Source organism: Ktedonospora formicarum (assembly GCF_016587355.1).
Classification (GTDB): Bacteria; Chloroflexota; Ktedonobacteria; order Ktedonobacterales; family Ktedonobacteraceae; genus Ktedonobacter; species Ktedonobacter formicarum.
Genome location: NZ_BNJF01000004.1, coordinates 777,854 through 801,556, shown reverse-complemented (window position 1 = coordinate 801,556; position 23,703 = coordinate 777,854). Strand labels below are relative to the sequence as shown.

Genomic DNA, 23,703 nt, shown 5'->3' with positions numbered 1-23,703 from the left:
ATGGCTCGCCTTTTTCTGTAAAAATAAAGCTATAACGGCGGTGCAGGTGGTTCAGTGTCTCTTTGTATTGTGTTTTTGCCTCCTCTGGAGTCAGGCCGAGGGCAGCAGACATGGTCGCTGGCTGATCCGTTCGGCGTAAAAGGGCGAGAGTTTATTGCGTTCCTCTCCATCAATACGTGTGTGCTGGAGATACCGATAAACCATTTTATCGATGATTTCTTTGCGGCCCTCAACCTCTTCTGTGATCTGGTCAATCGATACCCATTCGCTATAGAGTCCAGCCGCGATCTTAATCGCAAGCGGTATGCCTTTGGTGACATCCCAAATACGCACGATCTCTTCGTCTGTCAGTGCGGGGAGTACAGGGGCGCCTGGGAAAAGCTGGCATAACTGCTCAAAGTACTCGCGGATATTATCAGGGGTAAAAGTACCTACATCTTCCGAGTTGAAGTTTATCGAGAGACCACGATCAAATGGAAGAAGGTCTTTGTAACCATAATCGGGAAAGGAGCTGCGCTCCCGTTGCCCTGGTCCAGGCCAAAGCTTATCACGTCCAGCAATTATCCAGTCAACCCGTAGATATGCATACGTTGCAAGTATGCATAGTGCCCTGGTTTGCTTGTCGTGGTACAGCTACATGAAATGGTGAAAGGGAAAGGAGGCTTGAAAAATGATGCGTTGTATACCACACTTTCCTTATGCAGAAAGAACGAAAGAGTCAATGGATGTGTCCCTCCAATTTTGCCCCAATCCGACTCGTTCTGCAAGAGGCCAAAGGGGCGAGGAAACATTGTGGTGCGTATGATCGCACGATTGCTATATGGCGTGATCGAGCTGGATAGCACTGCCAACGAGTGCATGAAGATCTTGTGCACCATGCCGATCTGACGCATGAGTCATGCCCAAGCCGGTGAGATCCGGGTTAAAGTGAGAAAGCAAGTGATCTAGATGGCCTTGGCGATGCTGGTTCCAACGCGATTATGGCTAGCTGATCAGTTGTTTGCACAGGTCCGTCAGTGGACCAAACACTACAACTCACTAAATCTTTGCTTGAGTTTCTCTCGTTGCACATCTCGTGGGCTTAATACCTCTTGGATACTGAACAACCTTTGAAGTGATGTCACTATCCACATTTGAGAGATACTCTCATGTTGGTGCTCTCATTAGCCTCTTTGAGCAGTAGGCTCTATGAGGAACGTGAAACACGCCTGAGCAGGACGGCTCATGAATTATTTCTGTAAACTACTTCGGCCATCCCTCCTCACCGCACCGAGCTGTAGGGAATGCCCATCCCGCTCGTTATTCCCCCTATTGTGCTATATCGAATATGCTCTCTAAATAGTATGTATTATTACCTTTTGTCTCCAGATAAATTATACTTATAATAGCGATTGAATTGTAAATAATAAAGAATATGCATGATTTTTGCATACACTAGAGCAGAGACGCTCTTCATGCATGAGAAAGAGAGGTGCTCCCGCTCCCAACCCTCGACCCGCCTCTCCCCGAATACCTGGCACTCAATCGTCGGCCATTGGATATTGTGCATCTGTAGTCAGGGCCTTGAAACCATTGGCTCTCCATGCTCACAGGGAGCGGGAGTAGCCATCACTGAATGGAGCGGTATGGCATGTCAAACAACCAGCAAGACTACGAGGCGTCTTCCTTAACACCGGGCCAGCAAGTCATAGCACTGGGAGATTTCAATCACGATGGAAACCTGGATATCGTCGTGACCAGCACGGACGACAACAACGTTCTGGTGTACCTGAATAACAGTGGAGATGGCACTTTCCAGGCTGGATCTGTCTCCTATCCCGTTGGCGCAACTCCCATTGCCGTCGCTGTAGGTGATTTCAATCGCGATGGAAATCTAGATATCGTCACAGGCAACGACGACGGTACGGTCACGGTTTTGTTGAACTATGGGGATGGTACCTTCCAACCGCAACCCCCCATACCCTGTAGCTTTTATTCTCACTCTATAGCTGTGGGCGATTTCAACCGTGATGGGAACCTGGATATCCTTACAGCGAACTATGACGACGGCACGGTCACGGTTTTGTTGGGCAATGGGGACGGCGGCTTCCAGGCGCAAACCCCCAGAAACGTTGAAGGCAAATATGGCAATGTCTATTACAAATATCCCTGGGCTTTCGCCGTGGGAGATTTCAATGATGATGGGAACCTGGATATCGTCTTTGTTGACGACGATAGCTTCGTCTGGATCGGGCTGGGCAATGGGGATGGCAACTTCCAACCCGCAACGCTCTACGTAGCCCCAAAGTCCTCCGTTGTGCTCCTTGGTATAGCCGTAGGCGATTTCACCAACGATGGGAATCTGGATATCGTCACCGCTAATCCAGGAAACCTCATCACCATCTACTCCGGCAATGGGAATGGCACCTTCCAACCGCACTATCCGCAACAGCAATGAGTAGCCTGGGAGATGGCACTATCGTTGGCCTTCGTACATCGTGCATCTGTATGCAGTACCTTGAATCGGCTTCCCATACTCACAGAGAGTGGGAACAGCCAGTGCTAAAAGGAGCGGGGTGGACATGTCGCAAGAAGAGATGAAGAAGCTCACAGCAGGGGAAAAGATGGGGCCAGAAACACCAGGTGAACTGGAGGGGCAGCCCCAGGGAGTATGTGTCGTCAGGAGCATAAGAAGAGCAGACTCGCAGCCGTCGTTTCCAGGCTATATATCGTACCCGGTTGGCACATCTCCCATCGCGGTCGCCGTGGGAGATTTCACCAACGATGGGAACTTGGATATGGTTACGGCCAACTATCACGACAACTCAGTCACGGTCTTGCAGGGCAATGGGGATGGCACCTTCCAGGCCCCAAAGACCTTTCCCGTTGGCCTGGGTCCTGTCGCTGTCGCCGTGGGAGACTTCACCAACGATGGCAACCTGGGTATCGTCACGGCTAACGCTTTTGACGACACGGTCTCGGTGTTGCAGGGCAAGGGCGATGGCACCTTCATGCTGTATCAGTTCTATGCAACTGGCGCATTTCCCCAATCTGTCGCCGTGGGCGATTTCTATTACGATGGAGATCTGGATGGTATCGTCACTGCTGACTTTTCTGCTAACACGGCCACAGTTCTGCTTCCAGGGCCCCCTCCACTGGAAGTGCAGGCGAACACGATTCAGGCCACAGCGACCGTCCCCTTCAATGGAGCCGTAGCCACGATTACGGGAGCCCGTAGCGCCAGCGATACGACGGTGATCATCGACTGGGGGATTTCACTCCCCCAACGCCCGGTACCGTGAGCGACAATCATGACGGCACCTTGACGGTGAGTGGGACCCACACCTATAGTGGGGAGGGTGCCTACTGGTTGTACGTCGAGGCAGACGAAGGAGCAAGCTTTGCTTCTAATATTGGCTTTGCGTTCGTGAAATCAGCAACAGCCATACAAGTTGTGCAAGTGAATACCATCCATGCCACAGAATATGTGCCCTTTCATGGGACTGTGGCTACGATTACGGGAGCCAGCCGAGCCAATGATACGACGGTGATGATCGATTGGGGCGATGGTACAGCCGCAAGCCCCGGAACCGTGATAGCCAATGCTAATGGCACCCTGAGGGTGAGTGGGAGCCACACCTACAGCCGAAGCGACACCTTTCCCATCACTGTCAAGATGAGAGAAGGCGCACATACTGCGACTGGGAAGGGCCGGGCCATCGTCAAGGCGGCTCGCCTGTATGCCCGTGCCTTTGGAGTGCAGAGTCTCATGCCGCCGCAAGGTCCCTTTGGCGAGGTCTCAATTCCCTTGGCGGGAGGCACGCACACGGCGACGGTGCCTTCGGTGCACCTCCCCGAGCACGGACTTCGTGTGAGTGCCATCATCGATAGGGTCTCCGGTGCGCTGACGACAGCGCCTCCGCTTGCCAGTGCCTCCTCCGCGATCGGTGAACTGCATGTCTTTGGCATTGCCGCCTCGGGCATCACGGCAATGGCTCACGACGACCTGTCCAGTCCCAGGGGACTCTGGGGACAACGACCTTCACGGCGTTGACCATTGACCGCATGACATTCCCGACCCACTTTATGCCGTCAGCCAATTGGGTAATGCCCTTTGCGAATGGATCGGGCACGGTAACCCTCAATGAGCAGACAGTCACCCGAGGAGGCAACCGACTCCTGATCGTGGTCAACGCGCTGCATCTTCGGATCACCACAGGGCCTCAAACGGGCACTGACATCGTGGTCGGGCATGCAGAAGCAGGTATCACCCTTTCCTAATCCGTAGCGGCTGCTCTCTCAGGAAGCTCCTGCGAGGAAGGGAGGGGCTTCCTCAGGGGAGCTTCCATTTCCGCAATCATATGCATATATCTAAAGTTCTCCTCTTGCGTTGTCTCATCCTTGTTTCTCTTAGTCTTGCTCAACTGATTTTTGGCGGGATTTATATAATATCTCGTCTTGTGTATGTTTATGCATTGGTAGAATCCATTTCCCCTGTGGCATTTCGTGCATGTCAAAAGACCGAAGTGTTTCGATATTATGAAGGCACTTACTCTCAAGTCGTGCGAACGATGGGGTGGCGACGCACGCGCTTTTTGGGGTGAAGAAGACAGCTCTCCAGCATATTCTGACAGCAGCCGCACTCAATCTCGTTCGTCTGGATGCTCCTCTTGTGGGAAAGAAGGTGACAAAGTGCGAGATCCACGTCTTTGTCACCTTAGCCCCGATCTCGCTTGTCAGTTTGACTTCGAGGTTCCCCAATGGTATCTTCTGAGGTTGCGTAAACCTCATCAAGAGTGGTGCGTCTGTGACGCATGGCGTTTCAGATTTGAGATGACTTATGTTACTCCAAACAAGTCCGCGTAGCGAGCCGAGTCTTCCTCTGGAGGGAGCGTCCGTTTTGAGGCGGACGCTCCCTCTAAATATTGAAGCGATCCAGAGCCACTTCCACTACATGGTCACTAAATATTAGATAGAATGTTTCATATATAGGTTACTGCCAGCTAAAATTATCGATGTAGATCACGGCATCGTGACCATAGAGCGAGATGCCAAGCTGGGTAATAGGGCCTTTTAGGGATGAAGGAACGGTTAGAGTGACGTTATACCATGTCTGACTATTGTTGACCTGGATATAAGCGCTCTCTGGAAGAAACCATTGACCCGTCTGGTCTATGAGATAAATACCAACCTCCACATCTGATCCCTGCGTCTTGAGAACGGAAGCGTGTATCGTCTGCCCCACGTTGAGAGACGCGGGAAGATTACTCGTACCCACAGCAGGGTAGTTATCAGCATTGTCGGGACCATAGGTTACCATCAATACATGGCTCCCGTCCACTGCGCTGCTTGTGGCGAGATTCTTGATGCTTGTAGTACCACCTCCATTGGTATGAGTCCAGCCATCCAGCCCGCCATCTTCAAAAGAGATAAATGTCGTCTGAGTGGTTGAAGGATTCGTAGCCTGCGTCGGGACCTGCGTTGGTACCACCGTCGGCGTAGAACCTGCAAGCGGAGGAGTCGGCGTCGCCTTGTGTGATGACGGCGTTAGGGAATGAGGTGACGAGACCGCCGTTTGATTTGGAGGAAGCTGTTTCCCAGGCGTGCTTATAGGCGTGGTACTCGCGGCACCCCTCTGTTGCATCTCCTGAACAATCTGATCTGGTGTTTGCGATACCTGTTGCAGCAGCAACCAGGAAGCGCCCGCAGCACCAAGCACGACCAGACAGATAATAGCCGCGATTGAAAAGCGTCTCCTCTTGTTGTTTGATGCGCTCTTCTGTAGTAGTTTCAAAGGAATGGGTGTCAAAGGAATAGGTGTCAGTGGTGGTGTTGATACCCCGTCCCAGGAAAAGGGATCGGTTTTGGCTTGAGTATCAGACGTGGAGTCATCTGGCATAAGCAAGAGAACATCTGCATCCAGCTCCTTTGTCTTCGAGGACAATAGAGGAGTGCTCAGGCTGCCAGATTGAGAGATATGGTTGGTCGCCCATGCGCCCGGAATTTGAGGGAAAGCCATCGACTGAGTCAGACTTATTCCAGAGTGAGAAGTTTCTTTTCCTGACTCTTGTAACGCCTGGGAGGAAATACGAGAAGTCTCAGGCGAAACAGAGTTTTGATCCGATTGTTTGAGGCTGTTTAGCCAGCTACCAGGTAGCGGAGGGGAATCATCCACGGAATTTGGAGACGAGGACGCTTCATCGCCTTCTGCCTTTAAAACAAGCTGATCATAACGTGCGCCCAATTGATCTAGTAATCCCTCAACTCTCTGTGTATCTTTGGCAAGGCCTGGAGACTCTTCTTCCATGGCGAATCCTTTCTTGAACAGATCATACCTTAAGCATATAGTTGTTCAATTAGAGATGGTAAACAGAATATGCTCAAGTGTAACATACATTACCTGATCTTTAAGGGGTTTGGAGGGAAGAGTAGCACAAGATAACCAAGTAGGCTGTAGTAGAAGCATTTGTCAGGCTTCGCGCCCGCAGTTGAGGGACTGGACCAGTGTGCGTGGAGAGCACCAGGTGCAGGTTGGAGGGCTGATGCTTCGGCATGAAGTGCAGGGAAGCATGAATGTTTTACCCTGTAACCAGGGGTTAGTCATCAAAACCTCCGCTTCTTTCCTTCCCATGTCTGGAAGGAAAGAAGCGGAGGTTTTGATGAAGCGGTAGCTACTGGCAGCAAGCGGCCGCTTGCTGCTCAACCAACCATCCGCCTTTCTTCCCGGATGCACCAATTAAGCTGTCCTTGAGAAAGCCTCCAATGCTTTCTCAAGGACGGCATCACGGCCCGCAGCCAGGTCTGCCTGTGTGGAATGCACCTCATCGTCAGGTGGCACGCCAATGCCATCCACGATCTCTCCAGCAGGCCCTTGCATAAATGTAACAGGTACAATCACGGCGCTCCCATCGTCGAGAAAGAATGGACTGGATGGTCCAGAGACTGCTCCCGCCGTCCTTTCGCCGATCAGGCGCCCCAGGTGGAGATCACGAATATCCATCGCAGTCGCGTCACAGGCAGACGCACAGCCTTGATCAATCAGTGCAACCAATTGGACGTGCAGCAGCGGCAAGCTCTCATCCGTTCTCTGATCTGTGCGCTGCCCCTGTTTGTCAACAAAGGAAGTAATGACCTGGTTGTGGACAAACAGACTGATAATGCGCCTCTGCTCCTCTACTTCCCCCCTCCATTCCCGCGCAGATCGAGAACCAGGCCCTTGAGTTGCGTCCCCCCTGCCTGCTGCACGGCACTGCGTATTTGATCAGCTGCGCCTCTTTGAAATGCCGTCAGTCGTATGTAAAGGATGTTCCCCGGCAACATGCGTGTAGAGACAAAGGGAATTTCTGGATACGAGGCAGGAACGAGATGCACGCTTATGATCTCATCAGAGCCTGGATGCTGCACCTGTAGCTGTACGGGCGCCAAGGAGAAGATCTGGTTCATTACCTCCGGCACTGGCTTTTGATTGAGAAAAGGGGGAAGTCCATTGACCGTGACGATGGTGTCACCAGGCCGCAAGCCCGCCTGCTCCGCCGGGCTGCCGGGATCAATACTCTGAATATAGAGCGGAGGCAGGGCGTCCGCGAACTGATCGTGGTAGATTGAGAGGCGAATGCCCAGTCCGACCTGGGGGCCAGGTTGGGAGTCTTCCGGCAAAGCGGGAAGGTAATGGGCATGATTGTCATGCAAGCCGTCCACCATCTCGGTAATCGCCGCCGCAACCAGTTTTTGCTGGTTCAACGAATGATGAGTTGTCATTGTCGCGTATGTTTGTTCAAATGCCTGCCAGTCCTGCTGACGATCACCGGCCAGCGCAGGCAAGACGGCGCTCCGCTGATCCTGATGTTGTTGAACCAGGTAGTTGACCATGCCGCTCATAGCGTGCTGGAGCAGTTTACGATGGTCGAGCGCTGTTGGGTAGGTATCAAGAATACAGTTGTATGCCTGTTTTATGGTATGGATGCTACTGGCAGCTGGCGTTGCTCCTGGCTCGAACGATCGCGGTCGAGCATCGCACGATGACGTTCCTGTCACAGTGGGAGACGCTGCTCGCGACGCGAGATACCAGAAGCTTCCTGCGATAAGTCCTACCACGATCAGCAGGCGTACCAGGGTGGCACCATCGTTGCGCCACCACTGCCTGTTAGGGAGAGAGACTGGTGTCTCTCCCTTTGAAGTCGGCTTCTCACTTACTGCGCTCATTATTGTTGCCTCCATCAGCAAATGCATTAAAAATATGCATATTCAAGTCATCCTGATTATTTAGTCTTCGCATATTTTCGTTCGCTTGTTGCTGTGTCAAAACATGCTGGTTTACCAGTACCGTATGGGCTTTTTGTACCGCAGTCACTTCTAGCGTATGAAGCTGCTTTTGTGAAACGCCGTGTGCATTGGCAAGATTGCTTAACCATTGTGCGACCTCGGCTGCGGTTATGTCTTGCTTGTTCGAACTGCTGTTTGTATGAAACGTCGATTGAAAATTGCTCTGTATTTGCTGCTCACTCATATGCAATCCCTGAGCAACCTCTGTTCTCAGAGTTTGCCAGTACACCTGTGGGTAGCTATCCCAGGAAGCAGGGTCCTGGGCAGAGTTCCCTTTACCTCCTGTTGATTGCCTTTCTGTGTTCGAAGAGACATTGTTGTTCGTGGTGTACACCTGCCAGGCACCTACGAGAAGAGCACCCAGAATAACAGTTCCTCCTATCAACAGCAGGAAAGGTGCAAAGCTCAATTTCTGCTGCCGTCGTGGCGGCTTTTGCTGGAGTAGTTCTATTGGTTGTTCGCCCTTGTTGAGCATTATTTTTCTCCTTTTCTTACGTTGTCAAAGGGCTTCCAAGGTTCCTTCCGCATAGCGATCATCACAAGGACGTGCCGCTATGCGGAAGGAGGTTGCTATTCGTAACGCAGCGCTTCGGCGGGCAAGATGCCTGAAGCTTGCTGAGCTGGGATAAACGAACACACGAACGCTACCAGATAGCAGCCAAGCAAGAGGCCAAGCGTGGGAAGCACCGGGATCGCGAAATCTTTTAAGGTGGCGTGAGCAATCTGCGAGACCAGCCACCAGGCCAGGGTCGTGCCGATGAGCAGACTCAATGTCACAATAAAACTCGCCTCCAGCAAGAACGAACGCCGCACCAATGCGCGTGAGAAGCCCAGGGCGCGCAGCATGCCGATCTGCTGCCGTCGCTCGGCCACGGCGCGAAAGGCGATGACGCCAATCGAAACCGCGCTAAAGAAGATCCCGATGATCAGGTACGCGACGAAAAATCGTGTAATGTTTGTCGTGTAGGCATTTTGTGCAGCGATAACGGATGATCCGGAGGATGTGTTGGTCACCTGCTGCCCAATACCGAGATTGGTGGTCATGATGAGCATGACCAGAAACTGCACGAGGCTGAGCAGGGAGACGGCGACCCCGGTACGGAAGCGAAAGGTCAGCGGATAGGAGAAACTGATGCGGCTGATCGGTGCCAGGCCCCGCACTTGGCGAATGATCATGTGCAGCGCGGTTGCCAGGCCGTCACTGTTCATCAGCACCAGCACCACCAGGCCAATTAGCGGCAGGAGCAGACTGAACAGGAGACTAAGCGTGACGTTCTCAAGCTCACGATGAGCATCTGTTGGTGGGATAGTGGTAAAAACGAAGAGAAGCGTCCCTGCCCCGGTCTGAAGACCATACACCAGCCAGCCCAGGCCGATCAGTGTCCCGCCAAGCCAGCGGCCCATGGATGCTGGAAAGCGAAGGATTGTGCACAACCAGGTCAGGAGCAGGCCTGCGCCACCAATTAGCACGGCCATGCCCAGTGGCGCCAGCCAGCCTGCAACCGGACTCTGCCCCAGTTGTAGCAACAGGTAGCCCATCAGCAGACAGAGTGGACCACGCACAAAGAACGACTGGAGCAAACGCAGGCTCGCGGTACCACGCCGTGCCAGCGTGGGCGCGGTTCTCAGTTCACTCAGCAGGTCTTTGAGGTGCGTCCGGCCGTGAAGATCGTCCAGATTGCGGATTGTGGTGACAATGTTACTGTGACTGATCCAGGTACCGGTCAACCAGGTGACGATGAGCGTTGTGAGCACACCGATACACAGCACGCTCAGCACGCTTTGCCAGTTTATCCAGAGTTGAAGCGGAATCCCCGCGCTGGAGGTAAAGCTCAGGGAGGGAAGCGTAGAGAGGGTCAGTAATTCAAGTTTCAGGACGCCCAGGCCGATCAGCACACCTGGAACGACGGCCAGCAGACTATAGCCACAACACTCGATTAGCAAGGTCTGGACCAGATGATGCCGTTGCAATCCGATGGCACGAGCCATGCCCAGTTCCACCCGCCGATCCGCGGCCAGGAACAGGCACAACAACATCAGGAGTAAGAGACCCGCACTCAGGAGCAAGCCCACACAGACCGGGAGCAACAGGTCAACCTGCCGGCCCGCCGACGTTGTTATGAAATCTCCTTTGTTCCCCAGTGGGTTCCAACCAGTGTTCTCTATCATGCCCGGGTTAAGAGCGTGAATAGTCGTACGATTAAGAGGGACGGGAGTAGTTCCGTGTGTATCCGTAGGCGTATGAAAGAGCTGCTCTAAGGAGGTGAGAATGGCCTGGCTATTCCCCAAACTCACATTCTTGATACAGATGGTATTTGGGGGCAGAGATTCATGGGTAGATTGCAGGGTAAATTGCTGAATCGTCGCCAGAGGCAGGATGATTTCTGGATAGGACCCATTGAAGCCAAGTTCACCTCCCGTTATGGTTGGATCGTTCGAGAGAATATCTCGCACTGTGGCATCTAATGTACCGTTCTGTTCATGTATGGTAATCCGGACGTGATCGCCCGGCTTAACATCCAAAGACCTTGCCACTGAACGGCTGAGCAACACTTCGCCAGAGCGAAGACTCGCGCTAGCCACCGTCTGTCCCTGGCTATTGTGCAGAGGACCGTAGACCTGTTCAAAGTCAGGCGGGAGCGCCAGAATATACTGATTAGTCAGGGTAGCACCAGTGCGTTGTACACGAAAATTCGCCGCCAGGGGGTTCAGGTAGACCGCCGTGGTTGCCTGCACCCCCGTTTGCTGCCGAATGTGTCCGAGAGCGCTGTCAATCTCTGCTTGTGTAAAATGGCCGGTCACAGACTCATTGACATCACCCAATTTTTCCAGACGATCAGCGGTTACTGAGTGAGAGAGGCTATCGGGTAAGCCAAAGGAGACTGTGAGAAAAATGGAAGAGAGCAGCAGGCCAGTGAGCATGATGAGCGTCTGCGCCCGGTGACGCAGGATGTTGCGCATACCCATTCGCCAGAGCAGCGGGTTGTTCATACTCAGGCCCGTAAGAATGAGCAAGCTTCCCCCCACCAGAACGGCAAGCAGCAGGGCCTGTATGGTCGCGGAGAGACCAAAAAGATTCAGCGAAAGATTCATCGTTGCGCCCCTTTCTCCTCAAATGTGTCAATACTTGTTTGCACCTCAAGGGGAACATCTTCTTTAATCAGGCCATCGGCCATCGTGATCATGCGGCTGGCCTGGCGGGCGATATCGAGCGCGTGCGTGACCCAGACAAAGGTCAGGCCCAGTTCCCGATTGAGGGTGAGCATCAAATCAATGATTTCCTGACTGGTCGTGCTATCAAGCGCGCCTGTCGGCTCATCGGCCCACACAATTGAAGGCGTTGTTGCCAGTGCTCGCGCAATCGCAAAACGCTGGCGCTGCCCGCCACTCATCTCCGCCGGACGATGACTTGCCCAATCGCGCAAGCCAACCCGCTCAATTCCGGCCAGCGCACGTCTGCGCGCCTCCCTGGATGACACGCCGCCCACCAGCAGCGGCAACTCCACATTCTCCAATCCAGTAAGTACTGGCAATAAGTTATAGGTCTGAAACACAAATCCCATCTCACGGGCGCGGAAGAGTGTGAGTTGGCGATCAGAGAGGCGGCGAATATCCTGGTTCTCAATTTTGACCGTCCCGCTCGTCACCTGGTCCAATCCGCTCAGGCAATTGAGTAATGTGGTCTTGCCGCAGCCACTGGGACCCATAATGGCGACAACTTCCTTGCGATGAATGCGCAGCGTCACCCCCTGCAGGGCCTTTACCGTTACCTTGCCAGTATCGTAGTGCTTGTGAACATCGAGAGCTTCGATAACAATCTCTTCCTGATATGTCTCGCTGGATCGTTCTAATTCCATTCCTAGTACCTCTTTCTTTAACATCCTTTGCTTATGGCAATTGCTTGCTCTGGACACAAGTGTAGCCAGGAGTGAAAGATAAAGCTATCGAGAAACTCCGCACTTCTTTCTCGTCAAACTCGGCAGCACAATGGTGCCGAAATACGCAGGTGATCGTTGCCGAGATGCGCATAGGTATTTGCGCGAATTGACGTGGTGCTCAGGAGCAGACCGATGGTATACTTGAGCTGAACTTCTCTCCATTTCTAAAACACGCCCTGAGAGGCGAGCCATGCAAGTATGAGGAGCGAGGAATATAATGACCCACATGCTTTTTCATCTCTTCATGAAAAAGGAGGAGAAGGAGCTGAAGCAACAAGATCAGCAGAAAAGGTCACTGAACTGGTTTCTTTTCTGCTGGCTTGGCTTCATCTATGCCCAGTATCTCTCGACGCGTCTGTGGGATCTCATGGACCCAGAAGGAGCGACCAAAGCCTCAAGCGCTATCGCATCTGCCAAAGATCCGTTGCCGACCAGCGACATTATCCACTACTCCCCTCTCTTTGTCTTTACGCTCTTGATGGCGCTTCATGTGGGGCTGCACTGGCTGGCTCTCTTTAAAAAGAGCAATCCGCGTTATCTGGGGCTCTATTTCCCACTACAAACTCTGTGTATAGGGCTCATCTCAGTCATTTCTGGCGCAGATCTTCGGGGGATTGTAGATAACGTCGTCTTGGGATTGTGTCTTACACTGGTCATTGAGGCAATTATCCTTCTCAAACGGACCTCCTGGATCATCATGGTAGTCACAGGGTGTCTGCTTTTTTGCCTTGCCAATCAAGGGATGCACCTGTTTGCTGCTCTGCAAACTGCTAAGCCTGCCTCGGATCTCTCTCTTGCGCCAAAGTTGGTCGGCGGAATCATGGACAGTTTCACCTTCATTCCGTTCGTTTGCGCCAGTTTTGTGCTCTACATCCAACAAACCACGGCTCATCGCAGAGACCAGGAACTCTTGCATGAGCTAGAGATGGCGCATACTCAGCTCGAAGACTACGCGACACAGGTTAAGGATCTGACGTTGACCACTGAGAGACAGCGTATGGCGCGTGAACTGCACGATACACTGGCCCAGGGCCTTGTTGGCCTGACTATGCAGTTGGAGACCATCGACTCGCTTCTAATCGAGCAGCGTTATGAGCAGGCGCGCACCATTGTCCGGCAGGCCATGGCGCGGTCGCGAGCCACCATCACCAGCGCGCGAGCCGCCATCACGGATCTGCGCACAGAACCGGCCACTGCCGGCGATCTGCTTGCGACCATCGAGGCCGAGGCGCAGCATTTCACATTGGCGACCGGTATTGCCTGCACCTGCTGTCTGCAAGCGGAACTGCCGGGCAACTCTCATGAACATCTTTTGCGCCTGGTCAGCGAGGGCTTGACCAATATCGCACGCCATGCTCAGGCCAGTCAGGCCTGGATACGGTCAAGCGTCGAGCATGGGACGATCACCTTTGATATAGGAGATAACGGGATTGGCTTTGATCCTGCACGGGTTGCAACCGGTCACTATGGCTTGCTGGGTCTGCGCGAACGAGCGCGCCTGATGAATGGTCACTTGCTGATCACCAGTGAGCCGGGCCGAGGTACGATCGTGCGCCTGAGCCTTCCCTGGAGAGAGAACGTGTGCCTATGAACGAAAAACCAGATGACGTTCGCGTCGTGGTGGTAGACGACCATCTCGTTGTGCGCGAAGGGCTGCGGATGATGCTGGAGATAGCTGGCAAAGGCTTTACCGTGCTCGGCGACGCGGCGGACGGGGCGGCAGCCCTGCGTGTGATTGAAGAGCTTCAACCAGATGTCGTGCTGATGGATCTGCGGATGCCTGGGATGGACGGCCTGGATGCGATTACCTGGATACGGGAACGCTGGCCACACATCGCAGTCGTGATCCTGACGACCTACAATGAAGACGATTTGATGCTGCGCGGGTTGCGTGCGGGCGCGTGCGGCTATCTCTTGAAGGATACTGACCGTGAGACTCTGTTTCACGCTATTCGCGCGGCGGCTCGTGGTGATATGCTCATGCAGCCTGAGATCATGGCCCGCATTCTGGCCCGCACCACTGATGCGCCTCATCTAGCACAAGCAAGTGCTGAGGCAGAGAAAGAGAACATGTTGACCGAGCGGGAGCGTGAAGTGTTGCAGGCGGTGGCACGCGGCGAACGCAGTAAAGAGATCGCCTCTCGACTTGGCATCAGTACCCGTACTGTCAGTTCTCATCTCACGAGCATCTACGCGAAACTTGGCGTGGATTCACGCGCCTCAGCGGTGGTCGCTGGCATTGAACGCGGGCTGCTCTTGCCATAGCAAAGCCCTCTCTGGCAATCCAGAGAGGGCTTTCATGAAATGCAAGGACATAAAGAGCTATAAGAGCTTATCCGAAAACCTGTAATTGTCTCGACATCTGGGAGAGCCAATAGAATGAAAAGGAAGAGGCGAAAAAGATATTTTCCCACAAGATACTTCTTCGTTCTACTTCCTTTCTCAGTGAGTGTCTTTTGTTACTGCTCTTGAGAAGGATCATCCAGCACAGTGCTGAGTGCTTCTGGTTTCGAGATGAGGAAGCGCAGACCAGCAGCCAGCAGATCGAAGCCTTCTTGAAACGAAGGAGGTGCGTCACGTCCGCTGAGCAACGCCATGAGCGTCCAGAAGCGCTGCATGCGTTCGCTCGAAGAGGGGGAAAGCTGAGCAGAAAGCTCAAGCAGAAATGCAGGTGTCATTGCTTGTTGCGTTAACGCAGCGATGAGTCTGATCCAGTGTCTCAGCAGCATTTGCACCGACTCGCTCTCGAGAGTTTCTCCCTGTAACGCGGCTGACTGTGCCTGCTGGATAAGTAGGAGCGCTTGCTGATTATATTCAGCGATATTCATCTGGCTTGTTGATTGGTGGAGTGTGGATGAGTTAAAACGGAGTGCTTCCTCAGTGAAAGCTGGGTCGTTGAGGATGTGAACAATCTCTGTCCAAGCTGCTATCTGCTTTGTCGTGAACGTCGCTGGCGATTGCCAGGTGAAATGGTCGAGGAGATGGTGTCGCCATTCCTCTGGTAGGTTGGCCTGTTCTACCAGTGCATGTAACTTCTCGGTGACAAAATGGCTGCGTTCAGCCACATTCTCGCTTAACGCCAGACCCAGCTCATAAAGAGTCTCGATGGATTGTTCTGGTTGATGGCTGGTCTCCTTCGCCTGTTTTAAGACCTCCTGAACCCGTTGAAGCTGGTGGATCTGGTGTGTGACAGCCTCCAGTTGCCAATCGATGGCAGTGCTCACCGAACGATTCCCGCCGATGATGGCTTGTATCTCCTCCAGGCTGAATGCGAGTTGACGCAGCACGCGAATCAATTGAAGTTGCCAGATCGCTTCGGTTGAATAGAGGCGAAAGCGTGCCTGCGTTCTGTGGGTGGCAGGTAAGAGGTTGATATCGGTGTAATAACGGATCGTCTTGATTGGGACCCCTGTCAGTTTTGCGACGACGCCAATGGTGTAGAACTTCTCGTGTGGCTCGTTCATACGCTCCTCAAGAAAGACTTGATTCTCCAGTAACTGGAGAGTGTACACTCTCCAGTAATGCTCAGTCAAAGGCAGCATGTGAAAAGGAGAAAAAAAGATGGAACAGCCCTATCGAGAAGAGTACTTGGTGTTGGAAGCAGAGGGGTATCGGCTTCCGGCGGCACTGACCTTGCCGCAAGGAGAAGCAGTGAAATGGAGGATCATTCTTCTTCCCGGCTCGATGGCTAATGACGTGGATGGAAACTATCCTGGAACACCGATGAAGCCCCATCTGTACGCAGACCTGGCGCGACAACTGGCGGGACGAGGGCATGCGGTCTTGCGTTACGCCAAGTATGGAGCAGGAACCGGGGCAGAAATGGTGGATGAGAAGCGAGTTTTGGCGCATCGTGTCTTTCCACGGCAACGATATATAGCCGAGGCTGCAGTCAGGAAGCTTCGCGAAATGGTTCCGCAGGCCAAGGGACTGGCGGTCGCGGGACATAGCGAAGGGAGCGTGCATGCAGTAATGATCGCGCAACAGTCCGAGATGGGTGTCGATGCTTTCATCAGCCTCTCTGGACCAGCGCTGCGCTATATGGATCTCTTTATTCATAAAGCCCAGGAAATGGCAAAGGAGCAGGGAGCGATTATCGATTTTGGAGCGTTCAAAGTCAATGCCGCGAACTATATCCGCGCCTTCGAACTGATGCGTGCAGGGGAGCCCTTCACGGAGGACATCAAAGCTGATCCGACTATGGAGTTCTTCGTGAAGAGTTGGGATAGCGATAATCCACAGGCGCGAGAGAGCTTGCAATACATGCGCGACTACGATGCGGTTGATCCATGCATCGAGATCGCAAAGGTGCCCTGCCCGGTCCTGGTTGTACAGGGAGGGAGGGATGAGTCGGGAGTGCATGCGGACAATGGTGAACGGCTCTACCAGGCCCGACATGCGGCCCATCCTCAGACAACTCGGCTGGCCTTCTTTCCTGATCTTCAACACTTCTACAAACATGTTTTACCTGGCATCACATGGCAAGAGGCGATGGTAGTGGATGAGGAAACGGATGGGCAAGTAAGTGAGGTGATGAGTGCCTGGCTGGATGGGTTAAGTGGATAGATGGGATCTTGGAGTCGAAGCAAAGGCCAGCAGAGGAGGAAAGCCATGCCACGAACATGCCGGTGGGAAGTGGGTGATGAATGGTGGGAGAACGTCAAACCACTCATCCCGCCAGCACCCTCGCATGCCAAAGGAGGATGGCCGCGTATGGATGATCGTCAAGCTTTTGCGGTGATCATCTATGTATTGCGCGCGGGCATATAATAAAGAGGTTGCGAGCAAATCCTCAAAAGAGAGGTATTTTGATGCCCATTCAGAAATTGCATGATTTTATGCAAATATAAAATGGCGCAAAGCCGATTTGCGGTATTTCCTGGTTCTGCTCGACTCCGCCGTTTGTATCCCCTGCTCATCTCATGCAAAGAAAATCAGGACGTTGATTTTTGCACACGTCTGGTTTCCTGTGACAGAGGAAAAAATGAGTAAGATGTGTTAAGGAACTGTCGATCGTGAGATATTCTTCCCGCCATTTATGGGAAGTTCTTGCAAGATGATTTAAAACCATGTTATGTGTTTCCTGGGTATGGATCCTCTTGAGCATTGTTTTTAGCAATGTTATACTCCGTTCTGGAACAGCTGTGGGAATGTTTTTCATCACTAGCAGTGTTCTGGAACAACAAGGAGGATGCCTTCACTGTCATCCCTTTTTCTTAATTCATCGCACGAGGAGAAGAAGAGCGTTGGAACGACCAACGAGGAGTGAAGGGGTCGTTGCTGGTTCGACCCTGTTCTATCGACTGGATGCCCAGGAGGGAAGTATCTCGGTTGATTCTCCTGCCTGGTACTCCTGGTTAGAAAGGGCACATTCTTTCTCTTTCCGGGGCGACGAAGGGACCTTCACCGCCCACAAGGCTCGCGCAAGTAACCAACGCGGTGGATGGTATTGGTATGCCTATTGTCATCGAGACGGCCATTTCTTCCGCTCTTATCTAGGTGCTTCCAAGAAACTCACACTTGAACGCATGCGTGATACGCTTGGGCTGTTTGTTTCCCAAAGTTCGGCACGCAGTCACGATTCATCAATTTCCGCAGGCTCACGCACGCGCTTAGAGAGCCAGACGCGAGCAGTAGCCTTTAGGCAAGGGCGGCGTTTACAACCGTATACAGAGCAAGAGCCAGTTCCCTTCCCATATTCTCTATCAGAATACCCACAGAGTGCTTTGCTGGCCACGAAATTTCACATTCCGCGCCTGCCTGTTCATCACATCGCTCGTTCGCGCCTCCAAGGTACGCTTGATGAGGTGGTAGAAGCTCGGCTGACCCTTGTTTCTGCTCCTGCGGGATCAGGGAAAACCACACTGTTGGCTGCATGGGCGAGAACAACCACTGTTCCAGTTGCCTGGCTCTCATTGGAGGCGGCGGATGATGACCCACAGCGTTTTCTTTCCTATGTTCTTGCTGCCCTCTCATCTCTCAATACATCAGTCAACAAGCTCGATGCTGTTCCGTTGCAGATACTACTGAAGGAGAGGCCACGCCTCATGTACTCTGGTAGGCGACGACAGAGGGGTGGAAGAAGCTGCCGGGCTTTAGCCCGTGCGGGGTGTCACAGAAGAAGAACGCTGATGCAAGAAGGAAAAAGAAAAGATGACTGGAAAAACGCAGTTGCCGGAAGGATTGAGCACGCGTCCCGCGACAGAGGGCGATTTCGCGTCCATCTATGAAATAATGCGCACGTATGAATTTACTCATGGTGGGAAGGCGGAGACAACGCTGGAGGATATTCGACAGACGCATCTAGCACCAGGAGTCAGTCTGGCGAAGGACTCGTGCCTGACATTTGACCAGACCGGGCAACTGGTTGGTTATATGCGCCTGAGACAAGAGCAGTACGCGAAATTCACGCTTCTTTTGCGTGTGCAGGAGGGGTATCTCGATCCGCGCCTAGGCGAGTATCTGCTGGAACTGGCTGAAACGTGGGCGCGCGAGCGGATGATTCAGGCTAAGCCAGGCGTGCGCGTGATCTTCACGAGCTTACTACCAAGCACTGATGCAATTGGTTGCCACCGATACGAGCACGCGGGCCTGCGAGAGGTTCGCCGCTACTGGGAGATGGAGATGGAGATGCACAAGGCTCCACCTGTACCGATCTGGCCGGAGGGAATAGTATTGCGCCCCTATGTCCCAGGACGCGATGAACGCCTAGCGTATGAGCTTGTTGAGGTTGCCTTTCAGGACATTTGGGGGAATATCCCTCTGCGCTTTGAGGAATTTCGTCACCGGACGGTCGAGCGTCCCACGTTCGATCCCTCGCTCTGGTTTCTCGCCTACCAGGATGCCCAGGCGGTTGGTGCCGCCCTCTGTCGAAATGAAAGGGAGTTTGGTTGGATCGATGATCTGGCGGTGCTACGGCTCGCACGCGGTAAGGGTCTGGGTACTACCCTATTGCTGCACTCCTTAGGCGAATTGTACCGACGAGGCCAGCACAAAGTGCGCCTTGATGTTGACTCACAAAGCTTAACTGGCGCACAGCGCATTTATCAGCGAGTTGGGATGCAGACGGTCAAGGAATTGGTGAGATACGAGAAGGAACTGCGTGCGGGGGTGGATTAAAAATCGCTTTATCCTGAGCGCCTCTGAAAACCCCTGCATTTATGCCTGACTCTTCTACACATTTTACAAAGCGAATTTGCAATCAGGCTGAAGAAGCTGTTTGGGAAAGAAGCGTTAACAACGTTGCCTTTGCGCATCTCAGGCTTGTTCAACCGCTTCAGATGCTGCCACTCTTTCATCTCTGTTACATGTGTAGAAGGGTCAGCCTTTAGGCGTGAGGTACTCCACGATTGAGTTTGAGGTAAGTTCAAGATACACCGGTGAGCCCCCTTGTCAAATCAGCAACGAAAACAGGACTCTTGTTGTGCCTTTCATCAAGCACAAAGAATCCATCCCACAGAAGCGCGAGCTGAATAGGCAGCGGCTCTGGGAACGGATGCAGAGGGGCGTTAGTTAGCCCTCTGTACTCCCCCATGGAACTTTGAGCGTCTCCTAGTAGAGGACACGATATTGAGCGGGAGTCCAGGCCAGAACCGCGTAGATCTGGGTTATGGCTGCCTGCTCGATAACCTGCGTCGACTGAGATCCGTTGAAATGGAATAGGCCAGTCGCCGGGTCGCGATAGGTATCCCACACCTTATCGGCATAGGCTTGCATGGTTTCCGTGTAGCGCTTATCGTGATTGATCGACTGCAAAAGCAACAGGTTCTTGAAGAAGATCGAGTTGAAGAACGCGGGTTGCCCATAGAGGCGATTATCGGTTCCATAATACGCGAGGGCAGCATTGGCGATGTCCTTTGCGCGATGGAGATAGGTGACATCACCTGTTATCTGGTAGAAGAGCACATTGACGCCCACTGGCACGCCCTGATTGTAACTCCATTGAGTTTTTTCGATATTTCCAGCAAGGTCGATATGATCCCAATACAGACCGTTGGGAGCCAGGAGGTGGGCATTAGTCCAATCGTACATCTTGCGCGCCCAATCCAGATAATACTGGTTCCCCGTGGCCTGATACAGACGTAAACCTAACTCAGCGCCCGGCATATTTGAGACCGTGTTGCGGTCATTACTCCATGTGGCCTGTGTCCAGAACACGCCACCCGCAGCAGGATGACTGCTATCGGTATCCCAGCCAGAGACGACGAGGTCAAAGATTTGTTTCGCGCGCTCCAGGGCAGAGGTGTCGCCATTCATAGCGTAAAGCTGGACCTTCGCCAGTCCAACCCACTCGTTATCGTCATAGAACTTGTCACCACCGTTACCATACGGTGGGCGAGGATAAGAGTCGTAACCAGGTAGGCCCGTCGTGCCCGTCGTATTCCAATAGCGCTCCTGTCCCTGTGAGCGGTCGACAACGTCACCCTGGTAATTCTGGCCGGTTCCGGGGATATAAGAGAGATCGATGGTAGCGATATGAGCCTGGGAGAAAGGCCACTCATACGAGTAGGCGTTATCAGAGGATGCAGAGGGATATTGCTCCGCGTAGAGGTAAGAGCCATCCTGCTTGTAAAAATACTTTTGCATAGCCTGATATGAGGCGATGGCTCGATTCTCATTCTCTTTCCTGCTCTTGGCCTGCGCGGGCGTGGCTGTCATACTAACAAGCGCGACAGACATAGCAAGCAGAAAGGTACTGACAATTACTTTTCGTACCACTGTATGAACTCCTCAATTGAGCTTACGTTGCCAGCATCCTGGATGACAACGTTGTCTTGCAATGACAACGATATCATTTCAGTGATTCAGGTGTCAAGGGGGAAAAATGAGATACCTGCTTGCAAGTCCGCAGACGCAGATCGCGCGATCTGCGTCTGCGGACTTGCAAGCAGGTACTAGCGTTCGGGCTTGATCTCGCTTGAGCTACGTATGATCAGCTTCGTGGGCAGGACAATACGCTGGGGAGGGCTCTCATCGCCATGGAGGCGAGCGAAAAGCAGTTCGGCGGCCTGGCGACCCATCTCAGTAGGATTATGAGCGATAACCGTTACGGGAATTGGTAGCATATCGGCCATCTCAAAATCATCAAAGCCAATAAAAGCGATTTTATGGGTGGTCGAGAAGAGCACACGTAGGACCGCGATACTGATACGGTTGCTGGTAGCGAAGATCGCGGTCGGAGGTTGCGGAAGCGCCAGCAGGCGGTATACTGCCTGTTCCGCTTTTATTGCATCATCGCAGCCGAAACAGAGCAGGTCCTCAATAAGGCCAAGCCCCCAGTCAGTCATGGCTCTCCGATACGCGGCGACGCGGCCCGCACCAGTATGGACTGATGGGTCTCCACAGATCAGGCCAATGCGTCTATGCCCCTGGCGCAGAAGATGTTCCATCGCTGTGTAAGAGCCGCCGTAGCTATCGAGCAAAATAGCATCCACATTCAGGTTCTCGGGAGGACGATCCAGAAAGATGACTGGCGTACCCAGGCGCATCTCACTGGTCAGGTAGGAATGATCCGCCCCAGCGGGCACGATAAGTAAGCCCGATACGCGTCGCAGGAGCAAGGCATTGACTTGCTCGCGCTCGCGTAGAGGGTCCTCGCCGGAATTGCTAATGATAAGCATATGGTTATAGCGCCGGGCGACCGACTCAACCCCATGCGCCAACTGCGAATAGAAAGGGTTGGCAATGTCTTCAATAACCAGGCCAATCGTTGAAGAGGTCTGACCCTGCCGCAGGTTACGGGCCAGGTCATTGCGCCGAAAGCCTAACGACTTGATGACATCCTCAACGCGTTTACGAGTCGCCTCAGTCACACTTGGTTCTTTATTCACCACACGTGAAACCGTCTTCAGGCTAACGCCTGCGGCTTCCGCGACATCCTGCATCGTTGGGCGCAACTTGCCTGACTCAGCATCGTGCTGGTCCGCAGCGATAGATTGCGTATTGTCCTCAGCATCTGCCATGAAGTCCTCCAGTGGACGGAACCCCTTATGCTCACTATTCACCGCGTAATCCTCCAGACAATTTGAAATTGTATCTCTTCCAATGAACGTCATTATACAACTTCCTACACTTCACGGCTTTGCACACAGTGCACCATGCAGCATCTTCTAAATTCTGCTCTCGCCCTGCCACAAAGTCCTGCACAGCGGGTCGAGGCAACTATTAGGGGCGATGTAGAGAAGGCTCCATTTTGTCGTCTATTTTTGCTTGACAACGATGTCATCGCTATGGTACAGTGATGACATCGTTGTCAAGACTTATTGATAAAACATAAACTTTGAATGACATCGTTGTCAAGACTTATTGATAAAACATAAACTTTGAATGACATCGTTGTCATTATTCGACTAGTAAAGCAAAAGGCCAACTATGTGTAAAGCATCGAGGTGGTCAACGCACGATACACCTGCAAGCAATTGTCACGCTAAAGGAAGAGGTGATGAACTTGGAGATGAGTGTTAGTGAAAGCGATGTTGCAACGAAGCAACCAGACAAGAATCTCTCGTGGGAACAGGGTAACAGAAAGAGTGCCATGCGTCGCAAGCGCTGGAATCGGCGAGAAGCGCTGATAGGGTATCTATTTATCCTCCCATCAATTATCGGTTTCACGGTATTTGTCCTCTATCCAATGGTCATGTCAGTCTATTACTCGCTCACAAAATGGGATGGAGTAGCTGACCCGGTCTTTGTGGGTTTACAAAACTTTGTCTACATGTTCACCAAAGACCCATCGTTTGTGCCTACGCTGAAAGCGACCGCGCTCTTCGCCCTGCTCAGCGTTCCCTCGTCGCTCATTGTCGGTCTGTTATTAGCGGTATTGCTCAATCGGAACCTGCCCGGTATCAAACTCTTTCGTACCGCGCTCTACCTGCCAGCGGTATTGCCATCCGTTGCCACATTGACGTTATGGAAATTCATCTACAATCCTCAATACGGCCTGGCGAATGAGGCACTGGATTTCCTGCATCTGCCAACAAGTAGCTGGCTTTCAAGCTATACTATGGCGATGCCCTCCATCGTTATTGTCGGTCTCTGGGGCATTGGTAGCACCATGATTATCTTCCTTGCGGGACTTCAGGCCGTGCCCAAGGAGATACAAGAGGCGGCACAGATTGATGGCGCAGGCCCAATCAGGCTTTTTTTGCACACCACGCTGCCAATGATCAGCCCGATCATCTTCTTGCAGCTTGTCCTCCAGATCATTGGCGCATTACAGGCGTTCAACCAGTTCAATATCCTCTCCTCACCTGCTGGCTTCACAACTGAAGTATTGATGGTACACATCTATCACATTGGATTTGGCAGTGTGAGCCAGTTCCCGCAACTTGGCTATGCCACGGCGCAGGTCTGGGTCCTCTTCATCATCATCATGGTGGTAACGATCTTTACTTTCCGCTTATCATCGATGTGGGTCTATGAGGATAGCTCTATAGATTAAGAAGGTTTCGCACGCAAAAGAGGT

Annotated in this window: 18 protein-coding genes and 2 pseudogenes; 11 read left to right on the top strand and 9 right to left on the bottom strand. The window is 52.7% G+C overall.

Annotated features, from left to right (window positions below; genetic code table 11):
• Window positions 1-90 precede the first annotated feature (90 nt).
• On the bottom strand, window positions 91-333 hold the full coding sequence (locus K3T82_RS35235) for a hypothetical protein (protein ID WP_220198155.1): 243 nt from the start codon (window positions 331-333) through the stop codon (window positions 91-93).
• A gap of 1,297 nt (window positions 334-1,630) precedes the next feature.
• Here K3T82_RS35235 and K3T82_RS35230 point away from each other — a divergent pair.
• From K3T82_RS35230 to K3T82_RS35215, 4 genes are all read left to right on the top strand, one after another.
• Window positions 1,631-2,437 carry an FG-GAP repeat domain-containing protein gene (locus tag K3T82_RS35230; RefSeq protein WP_220198154.1) on the top strand — a complete coding sequence of 269 codons (807 nt, stop codon included), beginning with the start codon at window positions 1,631-1,633 and terminating at the stop codon, window positions 2,435-2,437.
• 124 nt (window positions 2,438-2,561) lie between these two features.
• Window positions 2,562-3,281, top strand: coding sequence for an FG-GAP repeat domain-containing protein (locus K3T82_RS35225; RefSeq protein ID WP_220198153.1), 720 nt, complete (start codon window positions 2,562-2,564; stop codon window positions 3,279-3,281).
• The gene (locus tag K3T82_RS35220; RefSeq protein ID WP_220198152.1) at window positions 3,278-4,033 is read left to right on the top strand and encodes a hypothetical protein; all 756 of its coding nucleotides are present in this window, start codon (window positions 3,278-3,280) and stop codon (window positions 4,031-4,033) included. Before K3T82_RS35225 ends, K3T82_RS35220 begins: the two co-directional genes overlap by 4 nt.
• Entirely contained in the window at window positions 4,030-4,260 is a 231-nt protein-coding gene (locus tag K3T82_RS35215; protein ID WP_220198151.1) for a choice-of-anchor P family protein, read from the top strand. Before K3T82_RS35220 ends, K3T82_RS35215 begins: the two co-directional genes overlap by 4 nt.
• A gap of 712 nt (window positions 4,261-4,972) precedes the next feature.
• Here the strand turns inward: K3T82_RS35215 and K3T82_RS35210 are convergent.
• From K3T82_RS35210 to K3T82_RS35190, 5 genes and pseudogenes are all read right to left on the bottom strand, one after another.
• Window positions 4,973-6,286 (bottom strand): hypothetical protein, encoded by a 1,314-nt coding sequence (locus K3T82_RS35210; protein WP_220198150.1) that lies wholly within the window; start codon window positions 6,284-6,286, stop codon window positions 4,973-4,975.
• Between the two features lie 429 nt (window positions 6,287-6,715).
• Window positions 6,716-7,680 (bottom strand): annotated as a pseudogene (locus K3T82_RS35205) (S41 family peptidase).
• Window positions 7,681-8,164: 484 nt separating this feature from the next.
• Complete coding sequence (locus K3T82_RS35200; protein ID WP_220198149.1) at window positions 8,165-8,776, bottom strand: hypothetical protein; 612 nt, start codon at window positions 8,774-8,776, stop codon at window positions 8,165-8,167.
• Between the two features lie 95 nt (window positions 8,777-8,871).
• Window positions 8,872-11,394, bottom strand: a complete 2,523-nt coding sequence (locus K3T82_RS35195; RefSeq protein ID WP_220198148.1) for an FtsX-like permease family protein — start codon at window positions 11,392-11,394, stop codon at window positions 8,872-8,874.
• Window positions 11,391-12,158: an ABC transporter ATP-binding protein gene (locus K3T82_RS35190; protein WP_220198147.1), complete on the bottom strand. Its 768-nt coding sequence runs from the start codon at window positions 12,156-12,158 to the stop codon at window positions 11,391-11,393. The genes K3T82_RS35195 and K3T82_RS35190 overlap by 4 nt, the downstream gene beginning before the upstream one ends.
• A 298-nt stretch (window positions 12,159-12,456) precedes the next feature.
• Between K3T82_RS35190 and K3T82_RS35185 the strand changes: the two genes are divergently transcribed.
• Both K3T82_RS35185 and K3T82_RS35180 read left to right on the top strand, forming a co-directional pair.
• Window positions 12,457-13,830 (top strand): sensor histidine kinase, encoded by a 1,374-nt coding sequence (locus K3T82_RS35185; protein ID WP_220198146.1) that lies wholly within the window; start codon window positions 12,457-12,459, stop codon window positions 13,828-13,830.
• Window positions 13,827-14,504: a response regulator transcription factor gene (locus K3T82_RS35180; protein WP_220198145.1), complete on the top strand. Its 678-nt coding sequence runs from the start codon at window positions 13,827-13,829 to the stop codon at window positions 14,502-14,504. The genes K3T82_RS35185 and K3T82_RS35180 overlap by 4 nt, the downstream gene beginning before the upstream one ends.
• A gap of 194 nt (window positions 14,505-14,698) precedes the next feature.
• Here K3T82_RS35180 and K3T82_RS35175 read toward each other — a convergent pair whose 3' ends face one another.
• Window positions 14,699-15,703, bottom strand: a complete 1,005-nt coding sequence (locus tag K3T82_RS35175) for a MerR family transcriptional regulator (RefSeq protein WP_220198144.1) — start codon at window positions 15,701-15,703, stop codon at window positions 14,699-14,701.
• A 97-nt stretch (window positions 15,704-15,800) separates the two neighbouring features.
• On the opposite strand from K3T82_RS35175, the gene K3T82_RS35170 reads away from it, so the two are divergent.
• From K3T82_RS35170 to K3T82_RS35155, 4 genes and pseudogenes are all read left to right on the top strand, one after another.
• Window positions 15,801-16,805: an alpha/beta hydrolase family protein gene (locus K3T82_RS35170; RefSeq protein ID WP_220198143.1), complete on the top strand. Its 1,005-nt coding sequence runs from the start codon at window positions 15,801-15,803 to the stop codon at window positions 16,803-16,805.
• A gap of 45 nt (window positions 16,806-16,850) precedes the next feature.
• Window positions 16,851-17,006: pseudogene (locus K3T82_RS35165) on the top strand (transposase); the annotation flags it as partial.
• Between the two features lie 479 nt (window positions 17,007-17,485).
• On the top strand, window positions 17,486-18,469 hold the full coding sequence (locus tag K3T82_RS35160) for a hypothetical protein (RefSeq protein WP_220198142.1): 984 nt from the start codon (window positions 17,486-17,488) through the stop codon (window positions 18,467-18,469).
• A complete protein-coding gene (locus K3T82_RS35155) occupies window positions 18,393-19,358 on the top strand; it encodes a GNAT family N-acetyltransferase (protein WP_220198141.1) in 966 nt (321 codons plus the stop codon). Before K3T82_RS35160 ends, K3T82_RS35155 begins: the two co-directional genes overlap by 77 nt.
• Before the next feature lie 432 nt (window positions 19,359-19,790).
• On the opposite strand, the gene K3T82_RS35150 is transcribed toward K3T82_RS35155, so the two are convergent.
• Both K3T82_RS35150 and K3T82_RS35145 read right to left on the bottom strand, forming a co-directional pair.
• Complete coding sequence (locus tag K3T82_RS35150) at window positions 19,791-20,957, bottom strand: glycoside hydrolase family 76 protein (protein WP_236031769.1); 1,167 nt, start codon at window positions 20,955-20,957, stop codon at window positions 19,791-19,793.
• Window positions 20,958-21,133: 176 nt separating this feature from the next.
• Window positions 21,134-22,243 carry a LacI family DNA-binding transcriptional regulator gene (locus K3T82_RS35145; RefSeq protein WP_236031768.1) on the bottom strand — a complete coding sequence of 370 codons (1,110 nt, stop codon included), beginning with the start codon at window positions 22,241-22,243 and terminating at the stop codon, window positions 21,134-21,136.
• Window positions 22,244-22,680: 437 nt separating this feature from the next.
• Here K3T82_RS35145 and K3T82_RS35140 point away from each other — a divergent pair, with 437 nt between their 5' ends.
• Entirely contained in the window at window positions 22,681-23,679 is a 999-nt protein-coding gene (locus K3T82_RS35140; RefSeq protein ID WP_220198140.1) for a carbohydrate ABC transporter permease, read from the top strand.
• The last annotated feature ends 24 nt before the right edge of the window (window positions 23,680-23,703 follow it).